The sequence below is a fragment of the Streptomyces blattellae genome (assembly GCF_009709555.1).
GTDB lineage: Bacteria > Actinomycetota > Actinomycetes > Streptomycetales > Streptomycetaceae > Streptomyces > Streptomyces blattellae.
Window position 1 is genome coordinate 74870 of the sequence record NZ_WJBG01000127.1, and the last position, 24086, is coordinate 98955.

Genomic DNA, 24086 nt, shown 5'->3' on the forward strand with positions numbered 1-24086 from the left:
GGGACTCGTTCCTCACTGATTGTCTGCGGGCATCGGGGCCGTCTTCTGGGGCGGGACGGTGGGCAGGACCCCTGCCGACTCCAGGTGGTCGCGCGCGCCGTGGATCGCCTCCGGGGTGGTGGCGTACTCCCGCCCATGCCGTCGCAGCAGGTCGAGCGCGCCCACCGAGTCGAGGACCTGCCGCTGTCCGGGCCGGATCCCGGAGGCCATCACCACGATCCCGCGGCGATTCAGCTTCTCCAGGGCGTCCTTGAGCACGAGAGCCCCGGTCGCGTCCATCGTCGACACCCGCGACATCCGCAGGATCACGACGCGCACGTCGGCCACCTCGGTCAGCTCCAGCAGGAAGCGGTGTGCCCCGGCGAAGAACAACGGCCCGTCGATCCGGTACGCCACGATGTGCTCGTCCAGCAGCGCGTGCTCCTCGGCGCTGTGGTCGCCCTTGTCGAGCGGTACCTGGTCCAGGCGGGCCTGCTTTGCCACCGCTCTCAGGGCCAGGGCGCCCGCCACGACCAAGCCGATGATCACGGCGTAGACGAGGTCGAGGACGAGTGTGGCGACGGCGGTCAGGACGAGGATCACGGCGTCCGAGCGGGTCGCCTTCGCCATCGCCTTCAACGAGCCGACCTCGACCATGCGGATGGCGGTGGCCAGCAGCACGCCCGCCAGCGCGGCCAACGGGATCCGCGCGACCAGGGGTGCCGCCGCGAAGACGATCACGGCGAGGATCGCCGCGTGGATGAGCGCGGCGAGCCGGGAGCTCGCGCCGGTGCGGACGTTGACGGCCGTGCGCGCGATCGCGCCGGTCGCGGGCACACCGCCGAACAGCGGTGCGGCGATATTGGCCAGGCCCTGACCGAGCAACTCCCGGTCCGGGTCGTGCTGCTGACCCACCGTCATGCCGTCCGCGACCGAGGCGGACAGCAGTGACTCCAGCGCGGCCAGCGCGGCAACCGCCACGGCCGGGGCGAGCAGCGACCCCAGCGCGCCGGGGTCGAGGAACGAGAGGGAGGGCGCGGGCAGGCCGGACGGCAGGTCGCCGATGGGGGCGGCTGCGTCCAGGTGGAGGAACCGGGCGACGACGGTGGCGGCGATGACCGCCAGGATCGAGAAGGGGACGGTCGGCCGCCACCGGGCGCCGACCAGCATCACCGCGGCCACCACGACCGCGAAGCCGACCGCCGTCCAGTTCGGGGACTGTGCGAACTCCTCCGCCGCCCGCCAGGTCACCACCAGAACCCGGTCGCCCTCCGGCTTGGGCACGCCCAGCGCGTTCGGGATCTGCTGCAGCGCGATCACGCACGCGATACCGAGGGTGAAGCCCTCCACCACGGGCGCCGGCACGTACTGCATGTACTTGCCCGCCCGCAGCACGGCCAGCCCCACGAGCATCACGCCCGCCATCAGCCCGACGGTCAGCACACCTGTCGGCCCGTACTGGCCGACGATCGGCACCAGCACCACCGTCATCGCGCCCGTCGGACCGGACACCTGCAGATTGGACCCGCCGAACAACGCGGCCAGCGCGCCCGCGACGACGGCGGTCGCCAGCCCCGCCTCCGCGCCGAGCCCGGAGGACACCCCGAAACCGAGGGCCAACGGCAGCGCCACGATCGCGACTGTCAGGCCCGCGAGCAGGTCCCGGCGGGGATCGCGCCGCATCTCCGCGAGGTCGGAGCGGCCGGGAAGCAGCGTCGCGAGCCGGGCCCACGCCCGGCCGGTTCCCGAGGTCATCGCGCGGCGACCTCGGCATCCCGCAGTTCGGCCAGCAGTTCGTTGCGCCCGGCCAGCATCTCGGTCAGGATCCGGCGCGCTGCCTTCATCAGGTCCGCGACATCGCCGCCGGCCAGCGCGTATACGACGGTCGAACCCTCCCGGCTCGACGTCACGATGCCCGAGCGGCGCAGGACCGCCAGCTGCTGCGACAGGGCCGACGGCTCCACCTCGATCGCCGCCAGCAGCTCGCGCACCGGCTTCGGCCCGTCCTGGAGCAACTCCAGCACCCGTATGCGCACGGGATGCCCGAGCATCCGGAAGAACTCGGCCTTGGCCTGATACAGCGGAACGGACACAACCCCTCGACTTCCCCTGGCGGCATCCCGCCCGTCGGGGCAGATGACTGCGCTGGGCCGACGACCACCGGGCACGCGGGCACAGCGACCCCAGCATGTATGGAGTTGCGAAATTTTGCAATTCACACATCTGTTAGTAGCGCTCCGCTCCGGGCCTCCGGACGCGAGTGAGACAGTCGACGGGAGTCCGTGGGCGGTGGATGACCGCGTAGGCCGAGAGCCGCCTACCCCTCCCCCACCGGCACCCGCCACACCAGCCGCGCACCGCCCTCCGGAGGGCTGGTCACCTCCAGCGTGCCGCCGAGCTGCCCGGCCCGGTCGGCCATGTTGCGCAGGCCGCTGCGGCGGCCCCCGGACGGGATGCCGACGCCGTTGTCGGAGACGGTGAGGCGCAGTTCCCGGCCGTCGGTCTCCACGACGACCTCGGCCCGGTCGGCGCGTGCGTGCCGGGCGATGTTGCTCAGGGCCTCGGAAAGTACGGCCATCACGTGCGCGGCCGTCTCCTTGGGGATCTGCGTGTCGAGCAGCCCCTCCATGCGCAGGCTGGGTGCGTATCCCAGCACCGGCGCCGCCTCCCCGGCCGTGCGGACGATCCGGGCTCGAAGGCCCTGCCCGACGGCGTCCTCGCGCGAGCGCAGCCCGAAGATCGTCGACCTGATGATCTTGATGGTCTCATCCAGGTCGTCCACGGCCCGCAGCACTCGCTCCGAGGCCTCCGGGTGCTCGATGAAGCGGCCCGCGCTCTGCAGCGTCATACCGGTGGCGAACAGGCGCTGGATCGCCAGGTCGTGCAGGTCGCGGGCGATCCGGTCACGGTCCTGCAGAAGTGCGATCTGCTCGGAGTCCCTGCGGCGTTCCGCCAGCTCCATGGCGACCGCGGCCTGCGCGGCGAAGCCCTGCAGCGGCTCGGTCTCCTTCTCGGTGAACACCGTGGTGCCTGCCGCGCGGACCAACAGCACCACGCCTCGTACGCCGTCGCCGCTGCCGATGGGGACGGCCACGGCCGGGCCGAGGCCGGTGAAGCGCCGAGGACCCGACGAGACCCGGTCGCCTTGGGAGACGTCCGAGCTGGTGACCGGAGCGGCGTTGGAGAAGGCCCGGCCGATGAGGCCGTCGTCGACGGACAGGACCAGCCCGCGGTGCGCCTCTGCTTCCTGTCCGATGGCCAGCTCCACCGTGAGCGAGTCGGTGTCCTCCATCGGCACAGCGACCACGGCCAGGGCCGCGGCGGTGTTCTCCCTGGCCCGTTCGGCGATCAGCCGCAGAACCTCGCCGCGTTCGCTGCCCGACATCAGGCTGTGGGTGATCTCCGCGTTTGCCCGCAGCCAGCGTTCACGCAGCCGGGACTCCTCGTACAACCGGGCGTTGTCGATGGCCACGCCGGCCGCGACGGCCAGGGTCGCGAGCACGGACTCGTCTTCTTCGTCGAACTGGGCGCCACCGCGCTTCTCGGTGAGGTACAAGTTGCCGAAGACCTGGTCGCGGACGCGGATCGGGACGCCGAGGAAGGTGTTCATCGGCGGGTGATGGGCCGGGAAGCCGTACGAGGAGGGGTGCTCGGAGATCTTCGGCAGCCGCAGCGGCTCAGGGTGGGTGATCAGTTCGCCGAGGATGCCGTGGCCCTCGGGAAAGTGGCCGATCCGGGCGATCTGCTCGTCGCTGACTCCGACCGTGTGGAAGGCCGACAGATGCTTGCCGTCCGGGCCGATCACGCCCAGGGCGGCGTACTCCGCGTCCACCAGCACAGCCGCGGCCTGCACGATGCTGCGCAGCGCCTGCTCAAGGTCCAGCTCACGGCCGACCGAAAGTACGGCCTCCAGCAGGCTGTGCACCCGGTCACGGGTACCGCGGGCCGCGTCCAGGCGTGCCTGGAGTTCCTCCAGCAGTTCGTCCAGCCTCAGCTGGGGCAACCGTACGCGGGCCTCCCCGCGCCCCGTCGGGCTTCCCACCGGTGATCCTCCCGGTTCCCTCGACACACCCACCGCCGACCCAGTCGGTCATGGGCAACGGTATCGGTACAGGTGCGGATGCAGGTACGGGGGCGGTACGGGATCAGGGGCGCGGCCAACGGCCGGGTCTTGGGAAACGGGCGGCGATGTCGTCGACGGGGTCACGGAGCCGGTGACAGCGGCCCCAGTCCTGAGGTATGGGCCGAAGCGATGGTCTGCCGCTCCATCCGGCACCGACGTCAGGTCTTCAGTGTCCTCAGTGTCCTCAGTGGCTTCAGTGCCCTTCCTGCTTGAGCCGGTCCTGCGCCTGAGTCGCGATGACGGCGGCCTGGATGCGCCGCTCCACACCGAGCTTGGCCAGCAGGCGGGAGATGTGGTTCTTGACCGTCTTCTCGGCAAGGTAGAGCCGCTGGCCGATCTGCCGGTTGGTCAGACCTTCGCCGATCAGGGCGAGAATCTCCCGCTCGCGGTCGGTCAGCCCCGGCAGCGCGTCCGGTTCCTTCTCCTGCTCCTGACCGCCGCGCAGCCGGGCCATCAGCTTGGTGGTGGCGCTCGGGTCGAGCAAGGACTGCCCCCGGGCCACCGTGCGGACGGCGGAGACCAGGTCCGAGCCCTGGATCTGCTTGAGCACATAGCCCGCCGCGCCGGCCATGATCGAATCCAGCAGCGCCTCCTCGTCATCGAACGAGGTCAGCATCAGACATGCCAGGTCGGGCATGCGCGAGCGCAGCTCCCGGCACACCGTCACCCCGTCCCCGTCGGGCAGCCTCACGTCCAGCACGGCGACCTGCGGGCGCAGAGCGGGGACGCGGACGAGGGCCTGCTCGACCGTACCGGCCTCACCGACGACCGTGATGTCCGGCTCGTCGTTCAGCAGGTCACGTACCCCGCGGCGTACCACCTCGTGGTCGTCCAGCAGGAAGACCTCGATCGGGCTGCCGGGGCCGTTCCGATCGCTCTCCGCCATCCTCTGCTCCCTGTCCCGCGTCACACGCCGATGTCCACAACGGACACGGCCGATACTCTATTCGAGATCTTGCTGGCTTCCGGGCCCGAGGACCAGGGCCGGTCGGCCCTGTTTTCCGCGGCCTTCCGTGCTCGACGGCTACCCACCGCGGTCGGGTCCCGAACCGGCGTGCTGTCCGTGACCCGTTGAATCAGGCCCGCAACCCCTGGAGTCCGTCGTAGGTGGCCATGACGACCTCCAGTCCCCGAGTGTCGTCTGCCGGCTCACGCATCTGATTCGTCACGTACGCGACCGCCATACGTGCGTCGGGTTCGATCATGACCATAGATCCGCCCCATCCGCCCCACCCGTAGGTGCTGCCGAACAGCCCGTAGCCGAGGCCGTAGCGCATCGGCATGCCCAGGACGCGGTCCTCGCCGCTGAACTGCTCCTCCCACGCGCGGTCGCAGCCCGCCCGTGACAGCAGCCGCACCCCGCGTACGGCTCCTCCGCAAGCCATCACCGACTGCACACGGGCGATCGAGCGGGCATTGCCGAATCCGCTCGCCGCGGGGATCTCCGCGCGGCGCCAGGCCTCGCTGTTGCCGTCGCGGACCCGGATTCCGGTCCCTGCGGCGCGAGTTGCGCTGTCGCCGGGCGCGCTCGCGGTGTAGTCCTCGTCCCGGTTCGGGGGCGGCACGGCGAGCGCCACCCGGTGGTCGTCCTCGGCGGGCAACCCGATGTGGAAGTCCGCGCCCAGCGGTCCGGCCACCTCGTCGGCGAAGAAGGCGCCCAGGCTCCGGCCGGTGATCCTGCGGACGACCTCGCCCACGAGGAATCCCTGGGTGATCGAGTGGTATCCGGCGGCGCTACCGGGTTCCCACTGCGGAGCCTGCGCGGCCAGCCGCGCCGTGGCCGCGGGCCAGTCGTAGAGATCGTCGGCTGTGAGCGGCCCGTCCCAGTCGGGCAGGCCCGCGGTGTGTGCCAGAAGGTGCCGCACCAGCACGTCTTCCTTGCCTGCCGCTTCGAACTCCGGCCAGTACCGGGCGACCGGTGCGGCCAGGTCGAGTTCGCCGCGGTCGGCGAGGACCAGTGCGCACAGAGCCGTCATCGTCTTGGTGACGGACCAGACGTTGACGATCGTGTCCCGCTGCCACGGGATGGTGCGGCCTGTGTCGGCGAATCCACCCCACACGTCCACCACCGGCTCGCCGTCCACGAAGACCGCCACCGAGGCCCCGACGTCTCCGTCGTCCAGCGAGGCGGCCAGCGCACTGGGCACGGCGGAGAACAGTTGATCGTACGAGCCCTGTATGTCGGCCATGGGCCGTGTTTAGTCCGCGTCCATCGGCCAGGGCAACCCAATTCTCGCTCAGCGAGCGTTGCTCGTGCTCCGGTCGGCCACCCTGGCCGGCGGAAGAACCCGCACCGAAGCGCGTACGGACGCCAATCCGGCCGCGGAGGCGGCAGGATGCTCGCCTGATGCTCTCGAAGCGGGCCATCCGGAGCCGGGCGCGCGCCCCGTCGCGGTCGCCCAGGTTGTGTCTCCGGATCGCCCTCATCCGCCAGGGCTGGACAGGGCCGATGAGGTTCTCACCCCCGGGCGTCAGCCGGACGGGCCTTGGCGGTCAGCCGCTGTCATGGGGTCCGGCTCCTGCGTCGCTCGACGGTGTCGCCTTGCTTGCATGCCTCATCCGGTCCTCGCGGGCGGCTTGCTCACGCGAAGGGCCGCCGCGCCGTCGTCGGCCGTGTACCCGACCAGGCGCAGCGTGTCCTCGACGATGATCCGTTCCTCGTCGGCCGGAACCACGAGAACGTCCGTCTCCGAGTCGTGCGCGCTGATCCGCCGGATCCCTGACCGGCCTGCCGCGTTGCTGGTCTCGTCGAGCCGGATGCCCAGCCACGTCATGTCGGCACAGATCGATGACCGGATCACCGCGGCGTGCTCGCCGATGCCGCCGGTGAATGCCAGGACATCCACACCGCCCATCGCTGCCGCGTAGGCGCCGATGTACTTCTTGATCCGGTACACGTACATGTCGGCCGCGAGCCGGCATCGCTCATTGCCCCGCTCCGCGTGTTCGAGCACATCCCGCATGTCGTTGCTCACGCCCGACACCCCGAGCATGCCGCTCCTCCGATTGAGCAGCGCTTCCACTTCATCGACGCCAAGCCCACATCGACGTATGAGGAAGAAGACCACACCCGCATCCACGTCACCGGACCGCGTCCCCATGACCAGGCCTTCGAGCGGGGTGAGTCCCGCAGAGGTGTCGACAGCCGTTCCGTGTTCGACGGCGGTGACCGATGAACCGCTGCCCAGGTGGCAGACGATCATCCGCAGCTGTTCGGCCGGCCGGTCCAGGAGCCTGGCGATCTCCCTCGTGACGTAGCGGTACGACGTTCCGTGAATGCCATGACGGCGCACCTTCTGGTCCTCGGCGTACTCGACCGGCAGGGCGTAGTAGGCGGCGTGGTCGGGCATCTTCCCGAAGAACGTCGAGTCGAAGACGGCGACATGGGGGACATCCGGCAGGAGACGCATTGCCTCGCGGACGCCGAGGACGTTGTACGGGTTGTGCAGCGGTGCCAGGTCGTCGTGCCGCTCAAGTTCACGCAGCACCTCCTCCGTGATCAGCGTCGAGTCGTCGAAAGCGTGACCGGAGTGGAGGACGCGGTGGCCCACCGCGTCGATCTCCGACACCTGGCCGAGGACGCCGATCTCGCTGTCGACCACCGTGCGGAAGATGAGTTCGAGTGCCGCGCCGTGAGAGGGAGCGTTCGCTGTCCTGCTGATCCTTTTGCCGCCGGTGACGACGGACATGCGCGCATCGGGCGTGCCGATGCGCTCGACCAGGCCGGACATGAGAACGGTCGCCGTCTCCGCCTGGGCCACTTGGTACTTGAGAGATGAACTGCCTGCGTTCAGAACAAGGACGATCATGACAGCGCCTTTCGAGCTGCGTGCGGTTCGCTGCGTGCCTGGGCGGCCTGGTGACCGGTGGTCCATCAGGGCCCGATCCGTCAGACGAACCGCACGCGTCTCGTGCCGTGCCTGTCGCGAGGGACGCAAGTCGCCTACGCGAACAGGTGGTCGGCCATCCAGTCGGCCAGGAGCCGGAACGACTTCGAGGCGTGCTCCGGAGCGCCGTGGAAGGTGCTCGGGTACTCGACAAGCCGCTTGTCCTCGGACCGTGCCTCCGCGAGGAGCCGCCTTTGCCCCTCGATGCCGAACAGCGGATCGCGGTCTCCGTGCACCATGATGAGCGGGCACTCGATCTTCTCGGCGATGCCCTCCATCGTCATCCGCGACATCAGGCCCTTCACGGCCTCGTCCTCGGTGTCCAGGAGGACCGCGAAGTGATGCACGTAGTACCGGTACCGCTCGTCGCCGGTGATCATGTCGATGAGGTTGTACCCGCCGGCGTACACGGCGCAGGCGTCGATCCGATGGTCGAGCGCGGCGGTCCTGGTGACGTAGTAGCCGCCGGCGCTGCCACCGTAGATCCCGATCTTGCTGAATCGCGGATCCTGCTTGATGAAGTCGACGATCTTCCCGATGCCCTTCTCACACTCGACCTCAAGAGCCCCGCCGTTGAGGTACCGGGTGATTCCCTGGCCGGGTGCGTCTATGGAGATGACCGCCAAGCCCCGCTCCACCATGAGCATGGCGTGGCTGTGGAACTCTTCCTTGAACCCGGTGGCGCCCCCGATCATCAGCACGATCGGGCACGGCTCCGGAGCGTCCTTCGGCAGGTAGATCCAGCCGTGCATGTCGAAGCCGTGGTAGGGGATGTTGACCTCTTCGAGGGGCGGGTCGAACAGCGCCGCCGCCTTGGCGAAGTCGGCGGTCGTCTTCTGGTTCAGCCGGACCTTCTCCTCGGTGATGTCATGGATCTCGTACGACGCGACCCGGTAGAACGACGCCGCGGAGAGGAAGAAGTACCTGGCGCTCGCGCGGTGTCCGGCGTCGAGTTCGGCCTGCGCGTAGGCGTCCTGGCGGTCGCCGATCTCTTCGGCGACGTTGACCCAGTCCTCGCCGTCCCCGTCCACCCGCTTGAGGAGGTCGGCGACCGCCGAGGCGTCGACGCCGCTCGCTACCATCCGTTCGCGCGATTGACCCCAGGGCCGCTTCCGCGGTCCGGTTTGCCTGGCCGGCTCTTCCTGCACAGCCAGTGCTCCTTGCCCTTGTGCTGCTTTGCCCGTCATCGAAACCTCCAGCGTGAACCCCCCGCACAATCAAGGGTGTTCCGCATCGGTGATCTCGGACAGGGCCCAAAGGCCTCGCCAGACGGCCCTCCAATGCCTCGCCGAACGGCCCTACCGGCCGGCCCCGCATGACACCGGGATCTGCAGCCGGCGAGGGATTGAACATCGCACAACGACGTGGGGACGAGCGGCTGACCGTCACGCGCAGTGCCGTTCGGACCACCACTCGACCAGCGTGCAGTCGCCGCCGTTCCTGCGAGTCGCGCCTCTCAGAGAGGCCAGGATCCGTTCACGCCCGGCAGACGAGAAAGATGCTGACTGGCAGCCAGGGACACGGCGGGTTCGGCCACTTCGGCAGGCGCCGGGGGTTTCTCGCCGCGTTCGGCCGCGACGATCACGGCCCGGTGTGGCCCAGGTGGTACTGCCACGTCTCGGACCCAGCGGGCAGCCGACGACGGAAACGACCGACCCTGCCGAGGTCTGCGGCGGGATCGGTGCGTGGTGATCGGTGACTGCGGCGCCGGACAGCGATCGCGCCCGGACCCTCGGGTCCGGGCGCGATCAGGTGAACCGGTCGGTTCGCCGCGCTGCTGCGGTCAGGCCGTCGCGGGCTTGGGGGCGTTCGGGTGGGCCACCTTGGGCAGTACCTCGGCGGACGGGCTGGTCCGGCGCAGGTGCAGGAAGCCCAGCCCCGCCAGCACGAGCATCACTCCCGCGCCGACGAAGGCGGAGATGGCGGCGTACAGGGCGATCTGCCCGACCTGCCAGAAGGCGTAGGCGCTCAGCAGCGCGCTGCGCAGCGCCTCGCCCTTGAACAGGCTTTCGGCCTGTGCGGCCAGCTCGGCGTTGTCCGGATCAGACACCGACTTGAGCGACACCTCCGCGTAGGTCTGGCCGTCCGCGACGTCCTCCAGGTGGACGCCGATGAAATGGTCGGCGTAGGCCTTGGCCTGGGCGCCGGTCGTCAACTGCTCCCCGGCGTACTCGTTGATGTAGGGGCCGATCCTCGGGTCGTCCAGTTGCTCGTTGCCCTCCTCCGGGAAGTAGATCTTCTGCGCCACGAGCTGGTCCTGCACGCTGTCGTTCGCGAACTGGTGGCCCCACAGGGCGAGGCCGCCGACGGCCAGGAGGAGGACGGTGAGGACCACTCCACCCATGGCGATCAGCGCGTCGAAGGTACGACGGTTCATGAGACGTTCCTTTCCGAGTCCCGGGGGTTCCCGGTGCCGTGTCAGTTCCTCCATCGTCGGGATCACGTGCGCTCCGCGGAGGGGGCCACAAGTCCTTGTGCGGCATACTGAAGGTCCTGACGTCCGAGGCCCTATGGCGGGGCGGCGGGCCCGGGCAGGTGCGGGCAGCCGGGGCCGGGCACGCGCTGTCCCGGCAGGTGAGGTACGCAGGTGGTGACGGCGGTCGTGAGCGGGATGATCCAGGGTCGTACGCGCCGCAGTTGAACGCCGCGTGCCCGCCGTGGGGCAGCCGGCGCTTGGGGACGCGAGGCGTGATCCCCCCAGAGATCCGTCGACATGGCCACCGAAATTTTCACGACGGGACAACGCCCGTGGTTTCGGGGCGACGCCGTGGTGATGTCCAGGTGTGGCCTGTCCCGGCGATGAAGATGAAGCCGCCGAGGAGATCGGGCCGGTACCGCATCTTCTTCAGCCAGGTGCGGATGAGGTGGGCGAGGTGTCCATGGTGCAACCCGCGTCCCCCGCCTGCGGGCTGCCGGCAACTCGCGTATCAGCGCGGCCTTGTGCCGAGTGGAGGGATCGCAGGAGCGCCCAGGCCGGCCCGCTGCAGCGGGCCGGCCTGGGCGCGTCCGACAACTCGGCGCGGCCCTCGTCCGGGGGGCCGGCGCGTACGAACCTCGGAGATGACCTGTGCGTCCGCGATCACACCGTTCCGGCGGGGATCACGGCCACTGAGCACTGCCCGTCGCGTAGCACCGCCCTGCCGACCGACCCCGGCAGCAGGTCCGCGACGCGGCCCCTGCCGCGTGCGCCGATGACGACGAGTTGGGCGTCGGCGCTCGCGTCGACGAGAGCGCGACGCGCCCAGTGCCGGAGCCGCCGGAAGCGCACCGTGACGTCGGGGTACTTCTTTTGCAGGTCAGTCGGCGCGTACCGGTCGTCGTTCCCGCGCGTGGGGAGGACTACCAGGTCCGTGCCGCGCGCAGAGGCTTCGGCGAAGGCGAATTCGGCCGCTTCCCGGGTCGCCGGCGAGGCATCGCCGACCAGCACCACAGGTCCGGTCCGGTGCACCCGGCCGCGCACCACCAGCACCGGGCAGGCGCAGCGAGCGGTCAGCTGCCCGGCGACCGAGCCGCGCGGCGGGCCCGCCGAACCGTCGCCCACCACGGTGAGCGCCGCGAAGCGCGATTCCGACTGCAGTACCCTCGCGGGCTCGCCCATGAGGACCTCACGGGTGATCTCCACCTGCGGGGCGACACGACGGGCTCGCCGCTCGGCCTCGGCCAATGCGGCGTCGGCACCGTCATGCAGCCCCACCCCGTTCGGATCCCAGGGCGGTGCACCAGGCGGCACGGGCTCCGCCGGCCACGGCAAGGCTTGCGCCAACCGCAGTCCCAGGCCACGCCGACCGGCCTCCCACGCCGCGGCTTCCACCGCATCGAGGCTCGACGGTGAGCCGTCCACTCCCACCACGACCATGCCGCTCATCGCAACTCTCCCCTCCTTGTGCGGTCCCAGGACACAACCGGATGCCGCGCATCGAGCGGGCGGCAACCCCACGCGGAAGGACGTGGCGCCCGGCTACCTCTGCCGGGCCGCCGCACGTGCCTCCACGGGCTCTCAGCCTCTGCCCGCCGCCCGCGTCCCGCATGGGCCGTACGGACCACAAGAACTCACCGTCCGGCCCTCCCCCGGCGGCCGTCCGGCGACGGGCCTGGGAGCGGTGAACATGCGCCGCAGTCCCCTTCTTCTTTGTCGTCCGCAATCCGCTTCTTCTTTTGTCGTCCGCAATCCGCTTCGCGTCTTCCGCTTCGCGTCTGTCGCGCCGACGCCACGCCGGAGGTGTGCCGTGACGGTCTGTCGTCGTCGGACTCGACGGCTCCGCAACGAGCGCCACAGCCGCGTGGTGGACCGCCCGCGAAGCCCGGGACCGGAACCGTCCGCCCTGCTGCGCCAGCGCTACGCCGATCTGCCGCAGTGCCCGGCTGTCACCGCCGGGCCGACGATCCCGCCGTCGAGACCCCTGGTCGCTCTGGGCGACAGCCCAGACAGCCTCGCCGATTCCCTCGACGCCTTCCTCGGCGACGGGGACCGCGAACCCAAGCCGTTCGCGGCAGGGGAAGTGCCCCGGACCGCCGGCGCCCCGATGATGCTCTTCGGCGGACAGGGCAGTCCGTACCGGGGCATGGCACGCCCGCTCTACGACCGCTTCGCCGTCGTCCGGGACGTTCTGGACGAGTGCGAGCGCTTTTACAAGGAAGCCGGTGGCACCTCACTGCTGGATCCGCTGCTCGACACGTCAGCCACCGAGACGGGAACGGTCTGGGAGACGAGCACGGCGCAGCCGGCGCTGTTCGCCGTGGGTCCCGGACATCGACTACTTCGTACGTCAGGCCCGCGATCCCGTCCACTTCGACGCCGCACTCGAACACGTGAACATGTCGGACCTCGCCACCGTGCTCGACATCGGTCCCGGAAGTGCCCTCAGTGGGATGCTCCGCCGGTCGCCCCCCCCCACACACACATCAAGGCCCAGGTCTCCCACCGACGCGGCACCGGGCTGCGAGCCCTGTGGGCGGCGGCCGCGGAACTCCATTGCCTCGGCCTGCTGTCTGACCCGGTGCGTCTGCTGGAGGGAAGTACGGGCCGGCGTATCCCGCTGCCCCGCTATCCCTTCCAGCACGCACGGCACTGGTCAGGTCCCGAACTGGTCGTGCCGAGTCCCCCCGCCCTGCCGAGAAGGCCACCCCGAACGGCTTGCCGAGCGAGACCAATCGATCGAACAAGGAGAACGACATGACACAGACGGCGTTGGACCGGGTGACCGAACTGGCTGCCCAGCATCTCGGATGCCCGGTGTCGGAAGTGGCTCCGGACCGTGAGTTCGTGGACCTGGGAGCGGACTCCTTCCAGATGGTCAGCGTGCTGCGGGAACTCGAAGAGGGTTTCGGCGCCCGTGTCATGATGCGAGAGCTGTTCGAGGAGGCGGCAACTCCCCAACTGCTCGTGAAAGTAGTGCCGGAACGCATGCAACCAGGAGCCGGGGCGGCGGTACCGGCGCCCGCACCGACCGACTCGGAGTCGGAGCCCGCCCCGGCCGCGCCGACGTCGGCCGAGGTGTTGGAAACCGCGCCCGCGGCCACTGCAGAACAGGGCTACGCCAGTCAGAACGCCCTCGATCTGCTCGCCCGCCAGGTCCAGGTGATCGCCGAGGGGCAACTCCACCTCCCAGCCGATGGACGACGAGGCCCGCTGAACCACCGCCCGGCGCCTGCTGCACGACGACACCCTCAAGCCCGAAGACCGCCTCGCCGGACTGCTGTTGCTCCTCCATGCCCAGCGGCCCGCCGCCATCCCCCGGCTCACCATCGACCACATCGAGGAGACGGCGGAGCCGTCCGCATCCGCCCCGGCGCCGTCCCGGTCGAGCTTCCCGCACCCGTCGCTGAACTGGCCCTCCAACAGGTCGCGGTCCGCCGCAGCCATGCCGTCCTCGCCGCCGCACGGCTCCGCACCCTCGTCATCGGCATCACCGACGCCGTCACATGGCAGCGAGCCGCCGCCGGAGACTGGGCCGCCTACGCCGCCGAGGTCAACCGCCGCACTCCACCACAACGTCCGATCCATGAACCAGGAGCACCGACATGAGATTCGACGATCACCGTGTGGTCATCACCGCCGCCGGCCGCGATTTTGGACGCACTTTGGCCATCCGTCTCGCGGACCTCGGCGCCGAGGTCTTCCTCTCCGCACGCACTCTCGCCGCCGCCGAACGTGTCCGCGACGAGATTCGCGGCCGAGGGCACCAGCAGGTCCACGCCTTCGCCTGCGACCTGACGGACCCGGCCTCGATCCGCGACTTCGCTGCCGGCATCGCCCGTCACACCGACCGCATCGACGTGCTGATCAACAACGGCTCCCGCTACCTCGAAGGACCAGCCCTCCAATCCGCATCCGACGCCGACGTCGTCGACACCATCGCCTCCGGCGCCACCGGCACCGTCTTGGCCGTGAAGAACTTCCTCCCTCTCCTGCTCAACTCGGATAAGCCGGACGTGGTGACCATGATCTCCGCCTGCGGAACGGCCGGTCATCACCGCTCGGACGCGCACGACGCCTTCTACGCGGCCAAGAGCGCCCAGGCAGGGTTCGCCGAGATCCTCTCCAAGCGCCTGAGGCCCCAGGGGGTCCGGGTGATTTCCCTCTACCCGCCCGACTTCGACAACCCCGACCCGCTCTCCGAGCAGTGGGAGGCCACACCGCGCGAGGCCAAGGACGCCCTCACCGCGCAGTCACTCGTGGAGTGCATCCTCTTCGCCGTCGCCCAGCCCCGCGACTGCTTCATCAAGGCGTTCCACTTCGAACAGGTCTGACCGATTCCCGGCACGTCCACGCACAGCGACTCACCCCTCGGTCCGGGGCCCATGGACCCCGGACCGAGGGCATTCAGACAGTGTGCTGCGCGCACCGCGCTCGCTACCGAGCCCGATCGTCGTGACCCGCTGACCCGGTCAAGGGCACTGGTCCCCAACTGGTCCCCAACTGGTCCCCAAGAACGATCAAGGGCCGGTTTCGGAAACCTCCGAAACCGGCCCTGACCTCCAACTGTCTCCAGTCGGGACGACAGGATTTGAACCTGCGACCCCTTGACCCCCAGTCAAGTGCGCTACCAAGCTGCGCCACGTCCCGATGCCCGTCTGACCTGGGGTTTCCCCTGGCCGAACGTGCATGGAAACAATACCGCACTCGGGCAGATGGTCGCGCACTCGTTTATGCGGGGCGAACATCGCAGAGCCTCGCTTGACCTCATGTTTGGTTGAGGTTGCACGATCGTCGGCATGACGATCACCGAGGAAAACGGGCGGACGTACGGCTACGCCGACCTGCCCGGGCTCATGAGCCTGATGTCCGGCGACGAGAAGCACGGACTGGCGGCGACGTCCACGCTGGATGCGCTGTGGGTGCTCTACGACCGGGTGCTGCGAGTGGGCCCGGAGCTGACGGACGACCCCAAGCGGGACCGGTTTCTACTGTCCAAGGGGCACGGGCCGATGGCGTACTACGCGGTCCTGGCCGCGAAGGGCTTCGTTCCGCTGGAGTGGCTGCCGGATTTCGGTTCGTACGACTCCCCGCTCGGCCACCACCCCGACCGGGTGCTCGTGCCGGGGGCGGAGATCGGCAGCGGTTCGCTGGGGCACGGGCTGCCGATCGCCGTCGGTATGGCGCTGGGGCTGCGCGCCCAAGGGCTCGACGAGCCGCGGGTCTGGACGCTCGTCGGAGACGCCGAGCTGGACGAGGGCAGCAACCATGAGGCGATCGCCTTCGCCGGGCCCGCCGGGCTGGAGCGACTGCACACCGTCGTCATCGACAACGCCTCCGCCACGTACGCACGGCCCGGCGGGATCGCCGCCCGTTTCGAGGCCGCGGGCTGGTCGGCGGTCACGGTCGACGGACGTGACCACGAGGCGTTGTACGCCGCGTCCACCGCTCCGCACCCGGGGCGCCCGCACGTGGTCGTGGCCCGCGTCGAGCCGAAGTACGCCTGAGCACCACCCGCACACGCCCACTCCACTCGCTCCCACTCCACTCGCTCCCACTCCGCCTCGCTCCCACTCCGCCTCGCTCCCATTCCGACCTCACTTCCGCCCAACCCCGCGCCCACACCACCCCACGCCCACTCGACCTCAACAGAAGGGCTCGAACCCCATGGACACCATGCGCGACCGTTTCGCACCCGTCGCCTCCCGGCTGCTCGACGAGGATCCGCGGGTCGCGGTCGTTCTCGCCGTGATCGGCTCGGACAGTTTCGAGGAGGCTCGGCGGCGCCATCCTGACCGGGTGATCGACGTCGGTATCCGCGAGCAGCTCTTGGTCGGGGCGGGCGCGGGGCTGGCACTCACCGGGATGCGGCCGATCGTGCACACCTTCGCCAGTTTTCTCGTGGAGCGGCCGTTCGAACAGGTGAAGCTGGATCTCGGGCATCAGGACGTCGGTGCGGTGCTGGTGAGCGCTGCCGCGTCGTTCGACTGGCCGGCCGGCGGCTACACGCACATGGCACCGGGCGACGTGGCGCTGCTCGACACCCTGGACGGCTGGACCGTGCATGTGCCCGGGCATCCGGACGAGGCGGAGACTCTGCTGCGGCATGCGGTCGCCGCCGGTGAAGACAAGGTGTACGTCCGGTTGTCCCTCCAGTCGAACACGACCGGACGCCCGGTCGACGGGGCGCCGCGCCTTCTCACGGTCCGCGAGGGCCGCTCCGGCGCCGTCGTCGCCGTGGGCCCGGTGCTCGACGCCGTGCTCGACGCCACCGAGGGCCTCGACCTGACCGTCCTGTACGCGACGACCGTACGGCCCTTCGACGCGGACGCACTGCGCCGGGCCACGGAGGGGGCCGGAACCGATGTCGTCCTCGTCGAGCCCTACCTCGCGGGTACGTCGACCGCCGCCGCGAACGACGCGCTCGCCGACGTACCCCACCGTGTCCTGGGCCTGGGCGTCGGCCGTCGTGAGCTGCGGCGCTACGGCGGTGTCGAGGAGCATGTCGCCGCTCACGGCCTGGACGCCGGGTCGCTTCGGGAGCGGATCACGGGGTTCGTGGGCCGCTAGTCCGCGGCCAGCAGCCCCAGCTCCGGGTGGGCGTCGAGGAGCCGGGTCGGCGCTGCCTGGCGCCAGGAGTCGGCGAGGATGTCTCTCAGCTCGCCCTCGTCCTCCAGTGCGGCGAGCCGGACCCGGACCCAGGCGAACATCGCCTCGTGCTCGGCGATCCAGAACTTCTCCGGCTCGGCCAGGACCAGCTCGTCGCGCTCCTCCTTGGGGCAGCGCACGGCGATGGAGGCCTCCTCCTCGGGCAGTGTGGCGAACATCTTGTCCGCGACCCGGAACGTGGGCATGCTCCAGGCGATCTTCTCCGTCGTGCCCGGCAGGGACAGGGCGATACGTCGTACGTCTTCGGCATCCGGCATGAGACGCACCGTAGCGGCTCCCACTGACAATCAGCAGGTGAGAGCGTCCGCTCCGACCTGCTTGAAGTAGATGGTCGTCGGCCGCAGCACCCCGTCGGGGCTCGCCGCGTAGTCGGGAATCGCGCCGAGCGGGGTCCAGCCGGCGGAGCGGTAGAGGCGTTCGGCGAGGCTGTCGGTCTCGGTGTCGAGGTGGAGGAGGGTGATGCCCGCTTCCGCTGCCGCCTGTTCTGCGGTGTCGAGGAGCGCACGGCCGAGGCCCTGCCCCCGCGCGTCGCGGTGCACCATCAGCTTGACCAGTTCCGCGCGGTGACGGCTGTTGGGCTTGTCGGGGAAGGCCAGGCTGACCGTGCCGACCACCCGGCCTGTCTCGTCTCGTGCCACCCACACCGCGAGCCGTCCGGCGGCCAGGGCGGCGGCCCGGTCCGTCCACCACGCCACGGCCGCCGCGCGGTCGAGCGGCGCGAGGAAGCCGATGGAGGCACCCGAGTGCACGGTGTCGGTCAGCAGGTCGGTCAACTCCTCGACCATCGCGCGCAGTTGATCCGCGTCCATGCGTATGACGGTCATGGCAGCACCACCGCCAGCACATACCGGACCTCCTCGGCGCCGGTGCACCGGAACCGCGTCGGCCCCCACACCCGCAGTCGCAGGCAGTCACCCGCGTCGAGCCGGTGTTCGATGTCCTGCGCGGTCACCTGAAGGACTCCCTCCAGGACCCAGATGTGCTGCTCCAGTCCCGGCACGGGCGGCCGGTCGTACGCGATGTCGGCGCCCGCGGCGAGCCGCCCCTCGACGAGTTCACCGCGCAGCCCGGCATGCGGTGGGGACACCGACCGCCGTACGAACCCCGAGGACCGGTCCTCCCACACGTGCTGCTCGGCCGCCCGCACCAGCAGTGCGGGCTCCTGCTCGACCTCGCTGAGCAACTGGGACATGGTCCGTCCGTAGACGGCGCAGAGGCGGTTGAGGAGGGACGCCGTGGGGCTGACCTCCGCGCGCTCGGCACGGGACAGCGTCGACCGGCTCACTCCGCTGCGCTCCGCCAACTCCCCTAGGGACCAGCCCCGTTCGGCCCGCAGCTCGGCGAGGCGGGCACCTAGCCGGGTGTCCACGGGGTCCGGCACGGCTTCTACTTGTTTCACATCCGGGATGCTATCCCATATACGAGAGGCCGCGCCCGTGAGGTCCACGCCGTGCGGCGCGGAGGTCGTCCGAGGAGTGCTCCAGGCAGGGCTGGAATCCCCCGCTCTCGCAGGCGAGGACGACGTACGTCGTGGCACGGATTGCCGGGTACGGCCCCAGCCACGGGTCCTTGGCCAGCTCCGCCAACGGAACCTCCCCGGCGTCCGGGCAGGCCGGCGGCTCCCCCGGCGTCCTGGACCCTGATGCGGACGCGACCGGGCGGGCTCCCAGGACGTGATGTCGTCGTCGACGAGGGCATCGGTGTCCCGCACCGCCGCATCCGGTATGTCACCGCTGTCGCCGCCCCGCCCCCGGCCACGGCGTGCTACCGGTCCGCGCCGATGAGGTGGGCCCGTAGTCCGAAGCACTGCACGTCCGCGCTGCGCACCCAGCACGCGGCCAGGTCCAGGCTGCCGTCGGCCACCCGCGGCATCGACGATCTTTCGCTTGGCGTGTACGAAGTAGCAGACCGGTGGGCTGGCGAGTGGCCGCTCCCCGTCAGAAGACCGAAAGCCAGAACACCGAAGGTCAGAACACCGGAAGCCCGTCGGCCTCCCGCCGCTCAAGCCGGGCGACAAGATCTGCCGCCGCCGACTTGATGGTCTCCAGGCCCGGCTTGCCCCAGGGCCGCGGTGCCACGTCGAAGACGCAGATGGTGCCGAGCACCATGTCCGTACTGTCGATGAGCGGTGCGCCGAGATAGGAACGGATGCCGAACTCGTCGACGACGGGGTTGCCGGCGAACCGCGGATAGTCGCAGACGTCCTCCAGGACGAGCGCCTTCCGCCGGACCACCACATGGGGGCAGAACCCATGGTCGCGCGGGAGGGTCCGGCCGAACTCCGGACTGGTGCCGTCGCGCTTCACGAACGGGTCGGTGGCCGGGAGATGCAGGCCCGCGAAGAACTGCCGGTTCTCGTCGATGAAGTTGACCATGGCGTACGGCGCTCCGGTCAGCTCGGCGAGACCGTCCGCGAAGGCGTCGAGGGCGGGCTCGGTCCGCTCCCCCAGGCCCAGCCGACGCAGGCGTTCGGCCCGGGCGGGGGCCTCCTTGTCCTCGGGCGTGAGCAGCAGACGACCGGCCGGACGCGGCGGGTCGTAGCTCATCGGCGCACTCCGTCGCTGTGGGAGTGACTCATAGGCGGGCTCCGTGGGGTGTGCGGGGATCACATGTGGGCGCCGTGGCTCGGCGTCGGGGCCGGGGCGTGGGCGATGAGGTGCCGTACCAGGGCCAGCAGGGTCTGGACGCCGGAGCTGGAGATCCGGGCGTCGCAGCGCACGACGGGGATCTCGGGGTCGAGGTCGAGGGCCGCGCGTACCTCCTCGGGGGCGTAGCGGTAGGAGCCGTCGAACTCGTTGATCGCGACGATGAAGCCCATACCTCGCTGCTCGAAGAAGTCGACGGCGGCGAAGCAGTCCTCCAGTCGGCGGGTGTCGGCGAGGATGACCGCTCCGAGGGCGCCCTCGGAGAGTTCGTCCCACATGAACCAGAACCGCTCCTGTCCCGGTGTGCCGAACAGGTAGAGCACATGTTCCGGGTCGAGGGTGATGCGGCCGAAGTCCATGGCCACCGTCGTCTCGACCTTGTTCTCGATCCCGTCGAGGTTGTCGGTCGCGGCGCTGACCGTGGTGAGCAACTCCTCCGTGCTGAGCGGCGCGATCTCGCTGACGGCGCCGACGAAGGTCGTCTTGCCGACCCCGAACCCTCCCGCCACCAGGATCTTGAGCGCGGTGGGGAAGGGATCGGCGCCGTCGTCGTAGTCAGAGCTGTCGTCGTAGTCCATCGAGCACTGCCTCCAGAAGGGCCCGGTCAGTGGGGTTGTGGTGGAACTCGGGGGGCTTGGTGGTCAGCGCCCCGCAGTCGACGAGGTCGGACAACAGCACCTTGGTGACCACCGCCGGCAGCTTCAGATGGGCGGCGACCTCGGCGACCGAGACGGGCGCATGGCACAGGTCGAGGGCCTGTGCGTGCTCGGGGCCGAGGTAGCCGAGAGGCGTGGCCCCGGTGGCCATTACCTGCGACAGTAGGTCGAGCGCGACGGTCGGCCGGGTACGGCCGTTGCTGACCGTGAAGGGGCGCACCAGCCGTCCGGCCGCGTCGTCGAGCCAGGGCCCGTCGCCGGCCGCCGCCACGGTCAAGGCCTCAACGCCGTGGATTCGACGGCCTGCTGACGGGGCGCGGTCATCAGATAGGGACGGACGCTCTTGACCAGCATCGCCATCTCGTAACCGAGCACCGCCGCGTCGGCCTCCCGGCCGGCCAGCACGGCGAGGCACGTGCCGGATCCTGCGGTGGTCACGAACAGCAGCGTCGAGTCGAGTTCGACGACGACCTGGCGGACGTCTCCGCCGTCGCCGAACCGAACCCCGGCGCTGCGGCCCAGGGAGTAGAGACCGGAGGCCAGGGCGGCCATGTGGTCGGCGCTGTCCGGGTCGAGGCCGTGGACCGACTTCACGAGCCCGTCGCAGGACAGGAGTACCGCGCTGGTGGTGTGCGGTACGCGCTGCACGAGGCCGCTCATCAGCCAGTCGAGATCGGATACACGGCCGGTCGGCGCTTCGCTCGCCATGGTGGATCGACTCCTTGAGGTACGAAGGTCTGCGGGAGCGCTGGGTGTGGGGGTGGACGGCGGGGTGGGGGTGGCTACGGAAGTGGTCATCCGGCTGGTGCGCTCCCGTCGTGCCGGGTGGTGGTGTGGTGGTCCGGGCGGGGCGGCACGAGACGCGCCTCCGTTGTGTGGGCCTGATCCATGGGCGGTACGTCCATGGAATGGGCCCTGGTCATGGGGCCAGCATCTGTGTGGGATGCGTCCGAGCGGGTCGGCGCGAAGCGCGTCGGCTCGGTGCGCACCGGTTCGATGTGTGCCGACTCCATGTGTACCGGCTCCATGTGTACCGGCTCCGCGTGTGCGGGGCCCATGTGTGCGGGGTCCGTAGCACTGGACACCATGTGTGGCCCGGAGTTCGTGTGTCCCGACCCCGTGTCCGGCGTCTCGAAAGGCGGCGTGGTGTCCGCATGCCGAGAGACCTCGCGCGACGAGCCCATGTGCGCCGAGTCCATGTGCACCGCATCCATGTGTGGAGAGCCCATGTCGTCCTCCATGTGCGCCGCATCCATGTGCGGCGAAGCGCCGCTGTTCCCGGAGTCCGTGTGCGCCAAGTCCATGTGTCCCACCCCCGTTTGACCCGACTCCACGCGACCCGACTCCATGTGACCCGACTCCATGTAGCCCGACTCCATGTGACCGGACCCCATGTAGCCCGACTCCACGTGGCCTGACCCCCTATCGCCCGCCCCCACGTGCTGCTGCGACTCCGCAAGGCCGATCCCGCGTTGGAAGGCCGCCATGAGGCCGGGATCGTGGCCGACGAGGTGGTCCGTGTCCTGGCGCGGTGCCGGTCCGTCGCGCAGTTGGGGTGCGATGTGTTCCTGGGCCCGGCGCCGGGGCAGTTGGGGCTTGCCCATGGTGCCGCGGACAGTGCCGGTGTGCGGCAGGGGCGGTGTGCCCGCGCGCTCGGCGACCAGCGGACGGTCTTCGGGCCGGATGCCCGGCAGGGCCTCCGCCGGGTTGGGCCGCTCCTCGTGGACGCGCACGGGCAGCGGCATCGACAAGCCACTGTCCGGGCTCGGTGCGGCGGCCCGAGGAGCCTGCTGCCGGGGCGGCACAGCGGTCGGCGCCACGGGCGCGACCCGCTGCCGCCCCGCGTCGGGCGCCGGCACGGGCCGCGCATGCTGCTGTGGCGGAACGGCCGCTCCCGCCCCGCCACCGGTGTCCTGCGGCGGCCGCACGGCTTGCTGGGCACCCGGAGGCGTACCCAACAGCCCTTCCGGCACCACGAGTACGGCTTGGACACCGCCGTAAATGTTGGTCTGCAGACGCACGTTGATGCCGTGCCGCCGGGCGAGCTGGGAGACGACGAACAGCCCGATGCGGCCGTCGGCGAGCAGGCTGGCGACATTGACCTGGTCGGGGTCGGCGAGCAGGGCGTTCATCTTGTTCTGCTCGCCGACGGGCATGCCGAGTCCGCGGTCCTCGACCTCGACGGCTAGCCCGGAGGTGACCAGGTTGGCGCGCAGCAGCACTTGGGTGTGCGGGGCGGAGAACACCGTGGCGTTCTCCACCAGTTCGGCGAGCAGATGGATCACGTCGGCGACGGCGTGCCCGCGCAGGGTGCCGTCGATCGGCGGTACGAGCTTGACGCGCGAGTACTGCTCGACCTCGGCGATGGCCGAGCGCAGCACCTCGGTCATGGAGACCGGGTTGCTCCACTGCCTGCGCGACACGGCGCCGCCGAGTACGGCGAGGTTCTCCGCGTGGCGCCGGATGCGGGTGGCGAGGTGGTCCACGTGGAAGAGGCCCTTGAGCAGGTCGGGGTCCTCGATCTCGTTCTCCAGCTCGTCGAGGATGGAGATCTCGCGGTGCACCAGCGACTGCAGGCGACGGGCGAGGTTGAGGAAGACCTCCAGCTTCTGCTCGCTGCCGGCCTGACTGGACAGCTGTGCGGCCTGGACGACGGCGGTGACGGCGCCGTCGTGTGCGCGGGCCAGGTCGGCGGCGAGCAGTTCGAAGTCGTCGGCGTCCTCGGGGGGTCCGCCGCGCGGCTTGCGCTTGGGCGGGCCGTCGCCGCGCCGCAACGCTTCGACGAGGGCCTTCAGATCGACCTCGGCACGCGCGCTGCTCCGCCGCATCGCGCCGAGCCGGTCGCTCACGGACTTGGCCGCGCGGTCGGCGGCCACGGCGGCGACCGCGATCCCGACGCAGGTCACGGAGACCGCGCCGGCGAGCACGCCCCACAGGGTGACGCTGGGCTGCACCCCCGTGGTGCGGACGGTGAACAGCACGGCGGCGCTGGCGCTGAGGGCGACCGCGACCGGCGGCAGCACGGCGAGACGCAGGAGCTGGGGCCGTATGTGCGTCTCGGGCAGCGTGGTTACTGGGCGGGCGACCGGCCGCCCGTGCCTGCCGCCCTCGCGGCGGTCTGCGCGTGCTGCCGGTGCGCGGAGCTGAGACATCGGTGTCCTTGTGCTGGTCCGTCGGGCCTGGTTGCCAGGGGGTGTCGCGTGGCCGCCGCCGGTTTCGCGGGCCCCGCCGGTGCCCCGGCCGCGCTCGCGTCGGGAGGGCGCCGCGCCGACGCGGTCGCCGGTCACCGGCTTCCCCCGGCTCCCGGCCCGGGTCGGGTCAGGGGCGATCCCATCCCGTCGGCTCCCTCCGCCGCCTCGCAGTTGCACCTGCCGGACTCCGCTGCCTGATCCGTTCTGAATCCTGATCCTCACGACGCCCCCGGCGCGGTTGCGCGAATCGGGCATACGCCATCACGGTGCCGGTCGAGCGAGCCGTGAAATTCGGCCCTGCGTCGCCCAGCGGACACTCACAGTAGTCGCTTCTGCATCATGTGCGGTGGGCAGTTGACAAAGTCCCACGGTGAGCGTCCCGCTCTGGTATGAGGCCTCGTACGACAGGCCGATAAACCTCTCGAACCCCCGTTCCTGAACGAGAAGAGAGTGATCGCTGCTGGTCAGAAGTGGTCACAAGCAGACGGCGAGGGCCGGGGAGCTCTTCACTCCCCGGCCC

At 70.2% G+C, this 24086-nt stretch carries 22 protein-coding genes, 1 tRNA gene and 1 pseudogene; 5 read left to right on the forward strand and 19 right to left on the reverse strand.

Translation table 11 applies throughout. From position 1 onward, the window contains the following. Window positions 1-12: 12 nt before the first annotated feature. The 9 genes from GFH49_RS11785 to GFH49_RS11825 all read right to left on the reverse strand — a co-directional run bounded on the left by GFH49_RS11785 (window position 13) and on the right by GFH49_RS11825 (window position 11854). Window positions 13-1734: a SulP family inorganic anion transporter gene (locus tag GFH49_RS11785; RefSeq protein WP_155055790.1), complete on the reverse strand. Its 1722-nt coding sequence runs from the start codon at window positions 1732-1734 to the stop codon at window positions 13-15. After that, complete coding sequence (locus GFH49_RS11790; protein WP_155055791.1) at window positions 1731-2072, reverse strand: ArsR/SmtB family transcription factor; 342 nt, start codon at window positions 2070-2072, stop codon at window positions 1731-1733. The genes GFH49_RS11785 and GFH49_RS11790 overlap by 4 nt, the downstream gene beginning before the upstream one ends. A 224-nt stretch (window positions 2073-2296) precedes the next feature. After that, window positions 2297-4021, reverse strand: coding sequence for a sensor histidine kinase (locus GFH49_RS11795; RefSeq protein WP_155055792.1), 1725 nt, complete (start codon window positions 4019-4021; stop codon window positions 2297-2299). Between the two features lie 274 nt (window positions 4022-4295). Next, the gene (locus GFH49_RS11800) at window positions 4296-4988 is read right to left on the reverse strand and encodes a response regulator (RefSeq protein WP_155055793.1); all 693 of its coding nucleotides are present in this window, start codon (window positions 4986-4988) and stop codon (window positions 4296-4298) included. 190 nt (window positions 4989-5178) lie between these two features. After that, complete coding sequence (locus GFH49_RS11805; protein WP_155055794.1) at window positions 5179-6291, reverse strand: serine hydrolase domain-containing protein; 1113 nt, start codon at window positions 6289-6291, stop codon at window positions 5179-5181. Between the two features lie 366 nt (window positions 6292-6657). Then, window positions 6658-7911, reverse strand: a complete 1254-nt coding sequence (locus tag GFH49_RS11810) for an acetate/propionate family kinase (protein WP_155055795.1) — start codon at window positions 7909-7911, stop codon at window positions 6658-6660. Between the two features lie 134 nt (window positions 7912-8045). After that, entirely contained in the window at window positions 8046-9071 is a 1026-nt protein-coding gene (locus GFH49_RS11815; protein WP_196217947.1) for an alpha/beta hydrolase family protein, read from the reverse strand. Window positions 9072-9772: 701 nt separating this feature from the next. After that, the gene (locus GFH49_RS11820) at window positions 9773-10366 is read right to left on the reverse strand and encodes a hypothetical protein (protein WP_155055797.1); all 594 of its coding nucleotides are present in this window, start codon (window positions 10364-10366) and stop codon (window positions 9773-9775) included. Window positions 10367-11068: 702 nt separating this feature from the next. Beyond that, complete coding sequence (locus tag GFH49_RS11825; protein ID WP_155055798.1) at window positions 11069-11854, reverse strand: universal stress protein; 786 nt, start codon at window positions 11852-11854, stop codon at window positions 11069-11071. Window positions 11855-12515: 661 nt separating this feature from the next. Here GFH49_RS11825 and GFH49_RS41450 point away from each other — a divergent pair. Genes GFH49_RS41450 through GFH49_RS11840 form a run of 3 tightly spaced genes read left to right on the forward strand, consistent with a single transcriptional unit; the run spans window position 12516 to window position 14739 of the window. After that, on the forward strand, window positions 12516-13166 hold the full coding sequence (locus tag GFH49_RS41450) for an acyltransferase domain-containing protein (RefSeq protein ID WP_408055904.1): 651 nt from the start codon (window positions 12516-12518) through the stop codon (window positions 13164-13166). Further along, window positions 13163-14014: an acyl carrier protein gene (locus GFH49_RS11835; RefSeq protein ID WP_155055800.1), complete on the forward strand. Its 852-nt coding sequence runs from the start codon at window positions 13163-13165 to the stop codon at window positions 14012-14014. Before GFH49_RS41450 ends, GFH49_RS11835 begins: the two co-directional genes overlap by 4 nt. After that, window positions 14011-14739, forward strand: coding sequence for an SDR family oxidoreductase (locus tag GFH49_RS11840; RefSeq protein WP_155055801.1), 729 nt, complete (start codon window positions 14011-14013; stop codon window positions 14737-14739). The genes GFH49_RS11835 and GFH49_RS11840 overlap by 4 nt, the downstream gene beginning before the upstream one ends. Window positions 14740-14981: 242 nt before the next feature. Here the strand turns inward: GFH49_RS11840 and GFH49_RS11845 are convergent. Beyond that, window positions 14982-15055 (reverse strand) — tRNA-Pro (locus GFH49_RS11845). Window positions 15056-15204: 149 nt separating this feature from the next. Between GFH49_RS11845 and GFH49_RS11850 the strand changes: the two genes are divergently transcribed. Both GFH49_RS11850 and GFH49_RS11855 read left to right on the forward strand, forming a co-directional pair. After that, entirely contained in the window at window positions 15205-15912 is a 708-nt protein-coding gene (locus tag GFH49_RS11850; protein WP_155055802.1) for a thiamine pyrophosphate-binding protein, read from the forward strand. A gap of 160 nt (window positions 15913-16072) precedes the next feature. After that, a complete protein-coding gene (locus GFH49_RS11855; protein WP_155055803.1) occupies window positions 16073-16975 on the forward strand; it encodes a transketolase family protein in 903 nt (300 codons plus the stop codon). Here the strand turns inward: GFH49_RS11855 and GFH49_RS11860 are convergent. From GFH49_RS11860 to GFH49_RS11905, 9 genes and pseudogenes are all read right to left on the reverse strand, one after another. After that, window positions 16972-17331, reverse strand: a complete 360-nt coding sequence (locus tag GFH49_RS11860; protein ID WP_196217949.1) for an MmcQ/YjbR family DNA-binding protein — start codon at window positions 17329-17331, stop codon at window positions 16972-16974. The genes GFH49_RS11855 and GFH49_RS11860 overlap by 4 nt on opposite strands. A gap of 30 nt (window positions 17332-17361) precedes the next feature. Beyond that, the gene (locus GFH49_RS11865) at window positions 17362-17898 is read right to left on the reverse strand and encodes a GNAT family N-acetyltransferase (RefSeq protein WP_155055805.1); all 537 of its coding nucleotides are present in this window, start codon (window positions 17896-17898) and stop codon (window positions 17362-17364) included. Further along, a complete protein-coding gene (locus GFH49_RS11870; RefSeq protein WP_155055806.1) occupies window positions 17895-18473 on the reverse strand; it encodes a helix-turn-helix domain-containing protein in 579 nt (192 codons plus the stop codon). Before GFH49_RS11870 ends, GFH49_RS11865 begins: the two co-directional genes overlap by 4 nt. A gap of 55 nt (window positions 18474-18528) precedes the next feature. Next, a pseudogene (locus GFH49_RS40050) lies at window positions 18529-18678 on the reverse strand (LysR family transcriptional regulator); the annotation flags it as partial. A gap of 363 nt (window positions 18679-19041) precedes the next feature. Continuing rightward, the gene (locus GFH49_RS11885; protein WP_155055807.1) at window positions 19042-19620 is read right to left on the reverse strand and encodes a GAF domain-containing protein; all 579 of its coding nucleotides are present in this window, start codon (window positions 19618-19620) and stop codon (window positions 19042-19044) included. A gap of 59 nt (window positions 19621-19679) precedes the next feature. Further along, the gene (locus GFH49_RS11890) at window positions 19680-20297 is read right to left on the reverse strand and encodes a GTP-binding protein (RefSeq protein ID WP_155055808.1); all 618 of its coding nucleotides are present in this window, start codon (window positions 20295-20297) and stop codon (window positions 19680-19682) included. Further along, window positions 20275-20646, reverse strand: a complete 372-nt coding sequence (locus GFH49_RS11895; RefSeq protein ID WP_155055945.1) for a DUF742 domain-containing protein — start codon at window positions 20644-20646, stop codon at window positions 20275-20277. Before GFH49_RS11895 ends, GFH49_RS11890 begins: the two co-directional genes overlap by 23 nt. Before the next feature lie 2 nt (window positions 20647-20648). Then, entirely contained in the window at window positions 20649-21083 is a 435-nt protein-coding gene (locus GFH49_RS11900; protein ID WP_155055809.1) for a roadblock/LC7 domain-containing protein, read from the reverse strand. A gap of 86 nt (window positions 21084-21169) precedes the next feature. Beyond that, window positions 21170-23527 (reverse strand): sensor histidine kinase, encoded by a 2358-nt coding sequence (locus tag GFH49_RS11905; RefSeq protein ID WP_230396251.1) that lies wholly within the window; start codon window positions 23525-23527, stop codon window positions 21170-21172. Between the last annotated feature and the right edge of the window lie 559 nt (window positions 23528-24086).

Coding starts and splice junctions, on each gene's coding strand:
- GFH49_RS11785 (WP_155055790.1), bottom strand. CDS start 1,734: ATGACCTCGGGAACCGGCCGGGCGTGGGCCCGGCTCGCGACGCTGCTT.
- GFH49_RS11800 (WP_155055793.1), bottom strand. CDS start 4,988: ATGGCGGAGAGCGATCGGAACGGCCCCGGCAGCCCGATCGAGGTCTTC.
- GFH49_RS11805 (WP_155055794.1), bottom strand. CDS start 6,291: ATGGCCGACATACAGGGCTCGTACGATCAACTGTTCTCCGCCGTGCCC.
- GFH49_RS11810 (WP_155055795.1), bottom strand. CDS start 7,911: ATGATCGTCCTTGTTCTGAACGCAGGCAGTTCATCTCTCAAGTACCAA.
- GFH49_RS11815 (WP_196217947.1), bottom strand. CDS start 9,071: ATGGTAGCGAGCGGCGTCGACGCCTCGGCGGTCGCCGACCTCCTCAAG.
- GFH49_RS11820 (WP_155055797.1), bottom strand. CDS start 10,366: ATGAACCGTCGTACCTTCGACGCGCTGATCGCCATGGGTGGAGTGGTC.
- GFH49_RS11825 (WP_155055798.1), bottom strand. CDS start 11,854: ATGAGCGGCATGGTCGTGGTGGGAGTGGACGGCTCACCGTCGAGCCTC.
- GFH49_RS41450 (WP_408055904.1), top strand. CDS start 12,516: ATGCTCTTCGGCGGACAGGGCAGTCCGTACCGGGGCATGGCACGCCCG.
- GFH49_RS11835 (WP_155055800.1), top strand. CDS start 13,163: ATGACACAGACGGCGTTGGACCGGGTGACCGAACTGGCTGCCCAGCAT.
- GFH49_RS11840 (WP_155055801.1), top strand. CDS start 14,011: ATGAGATTCGACGATCACCGTGTGGTCATCACCGCCGCCGGCCGCGAT.
- GFH49_RS11850 (WP_155055802.1), top strand. CDS start 15,205: ATGACGATCACCGAGGAAAACGGGCGGACGTACGGCTACGCCGACCTG.
- GFH49_RS11855 (WP_155055803.1), top strand. CDS start 16,073: ATGGACACCATGCGCGACCGTTTCGCACCCGTCGCCTCCCGGCTGCTC.
- GFH49_RS11860 (WP_196217949.1), bottom strand. CDS start 17,331: ATGCCGGATGCCGAAGACGTACGACGTATCGCCCTGTCCCTGCCGGGC.
- GFH49_RS11865 (WP_155055805.1), bottom strand. CDS start 17,898: ATGACCGTCATACGCATGGACGCGGATCAACTGCGCGCGATGGTCGAG.
- GFH49_RS11885 (WP_155055807.1), bottom strand. CDS start 19,620: ATGAGCTACGACCCGCCGCGTCCGGCCGGTCGTCTGCTGCTCACGCCC.
- GFH49_RS11890 (WP_155055808.1), bottom strand. CDS start 20,297: ATGGACTACGACGACAGCTCTGACTACGACGACGGCGCCGATCCCTTC.
- GFH49_RS11900 (WP_155055809.1), bottom strand. CDS start 21,083: ATGGCGAGCGAAGCGCCGACCGGCCGTGTATCCGATCTCGACTGGCTG.
- GFH49_RS11905 (WP_230396251.1), bottom strand. CDS start 23,527: ATGTCTCAGCTCCGCGCACCGGCAGCACGCGCAGACCGCCGCGAGGGC.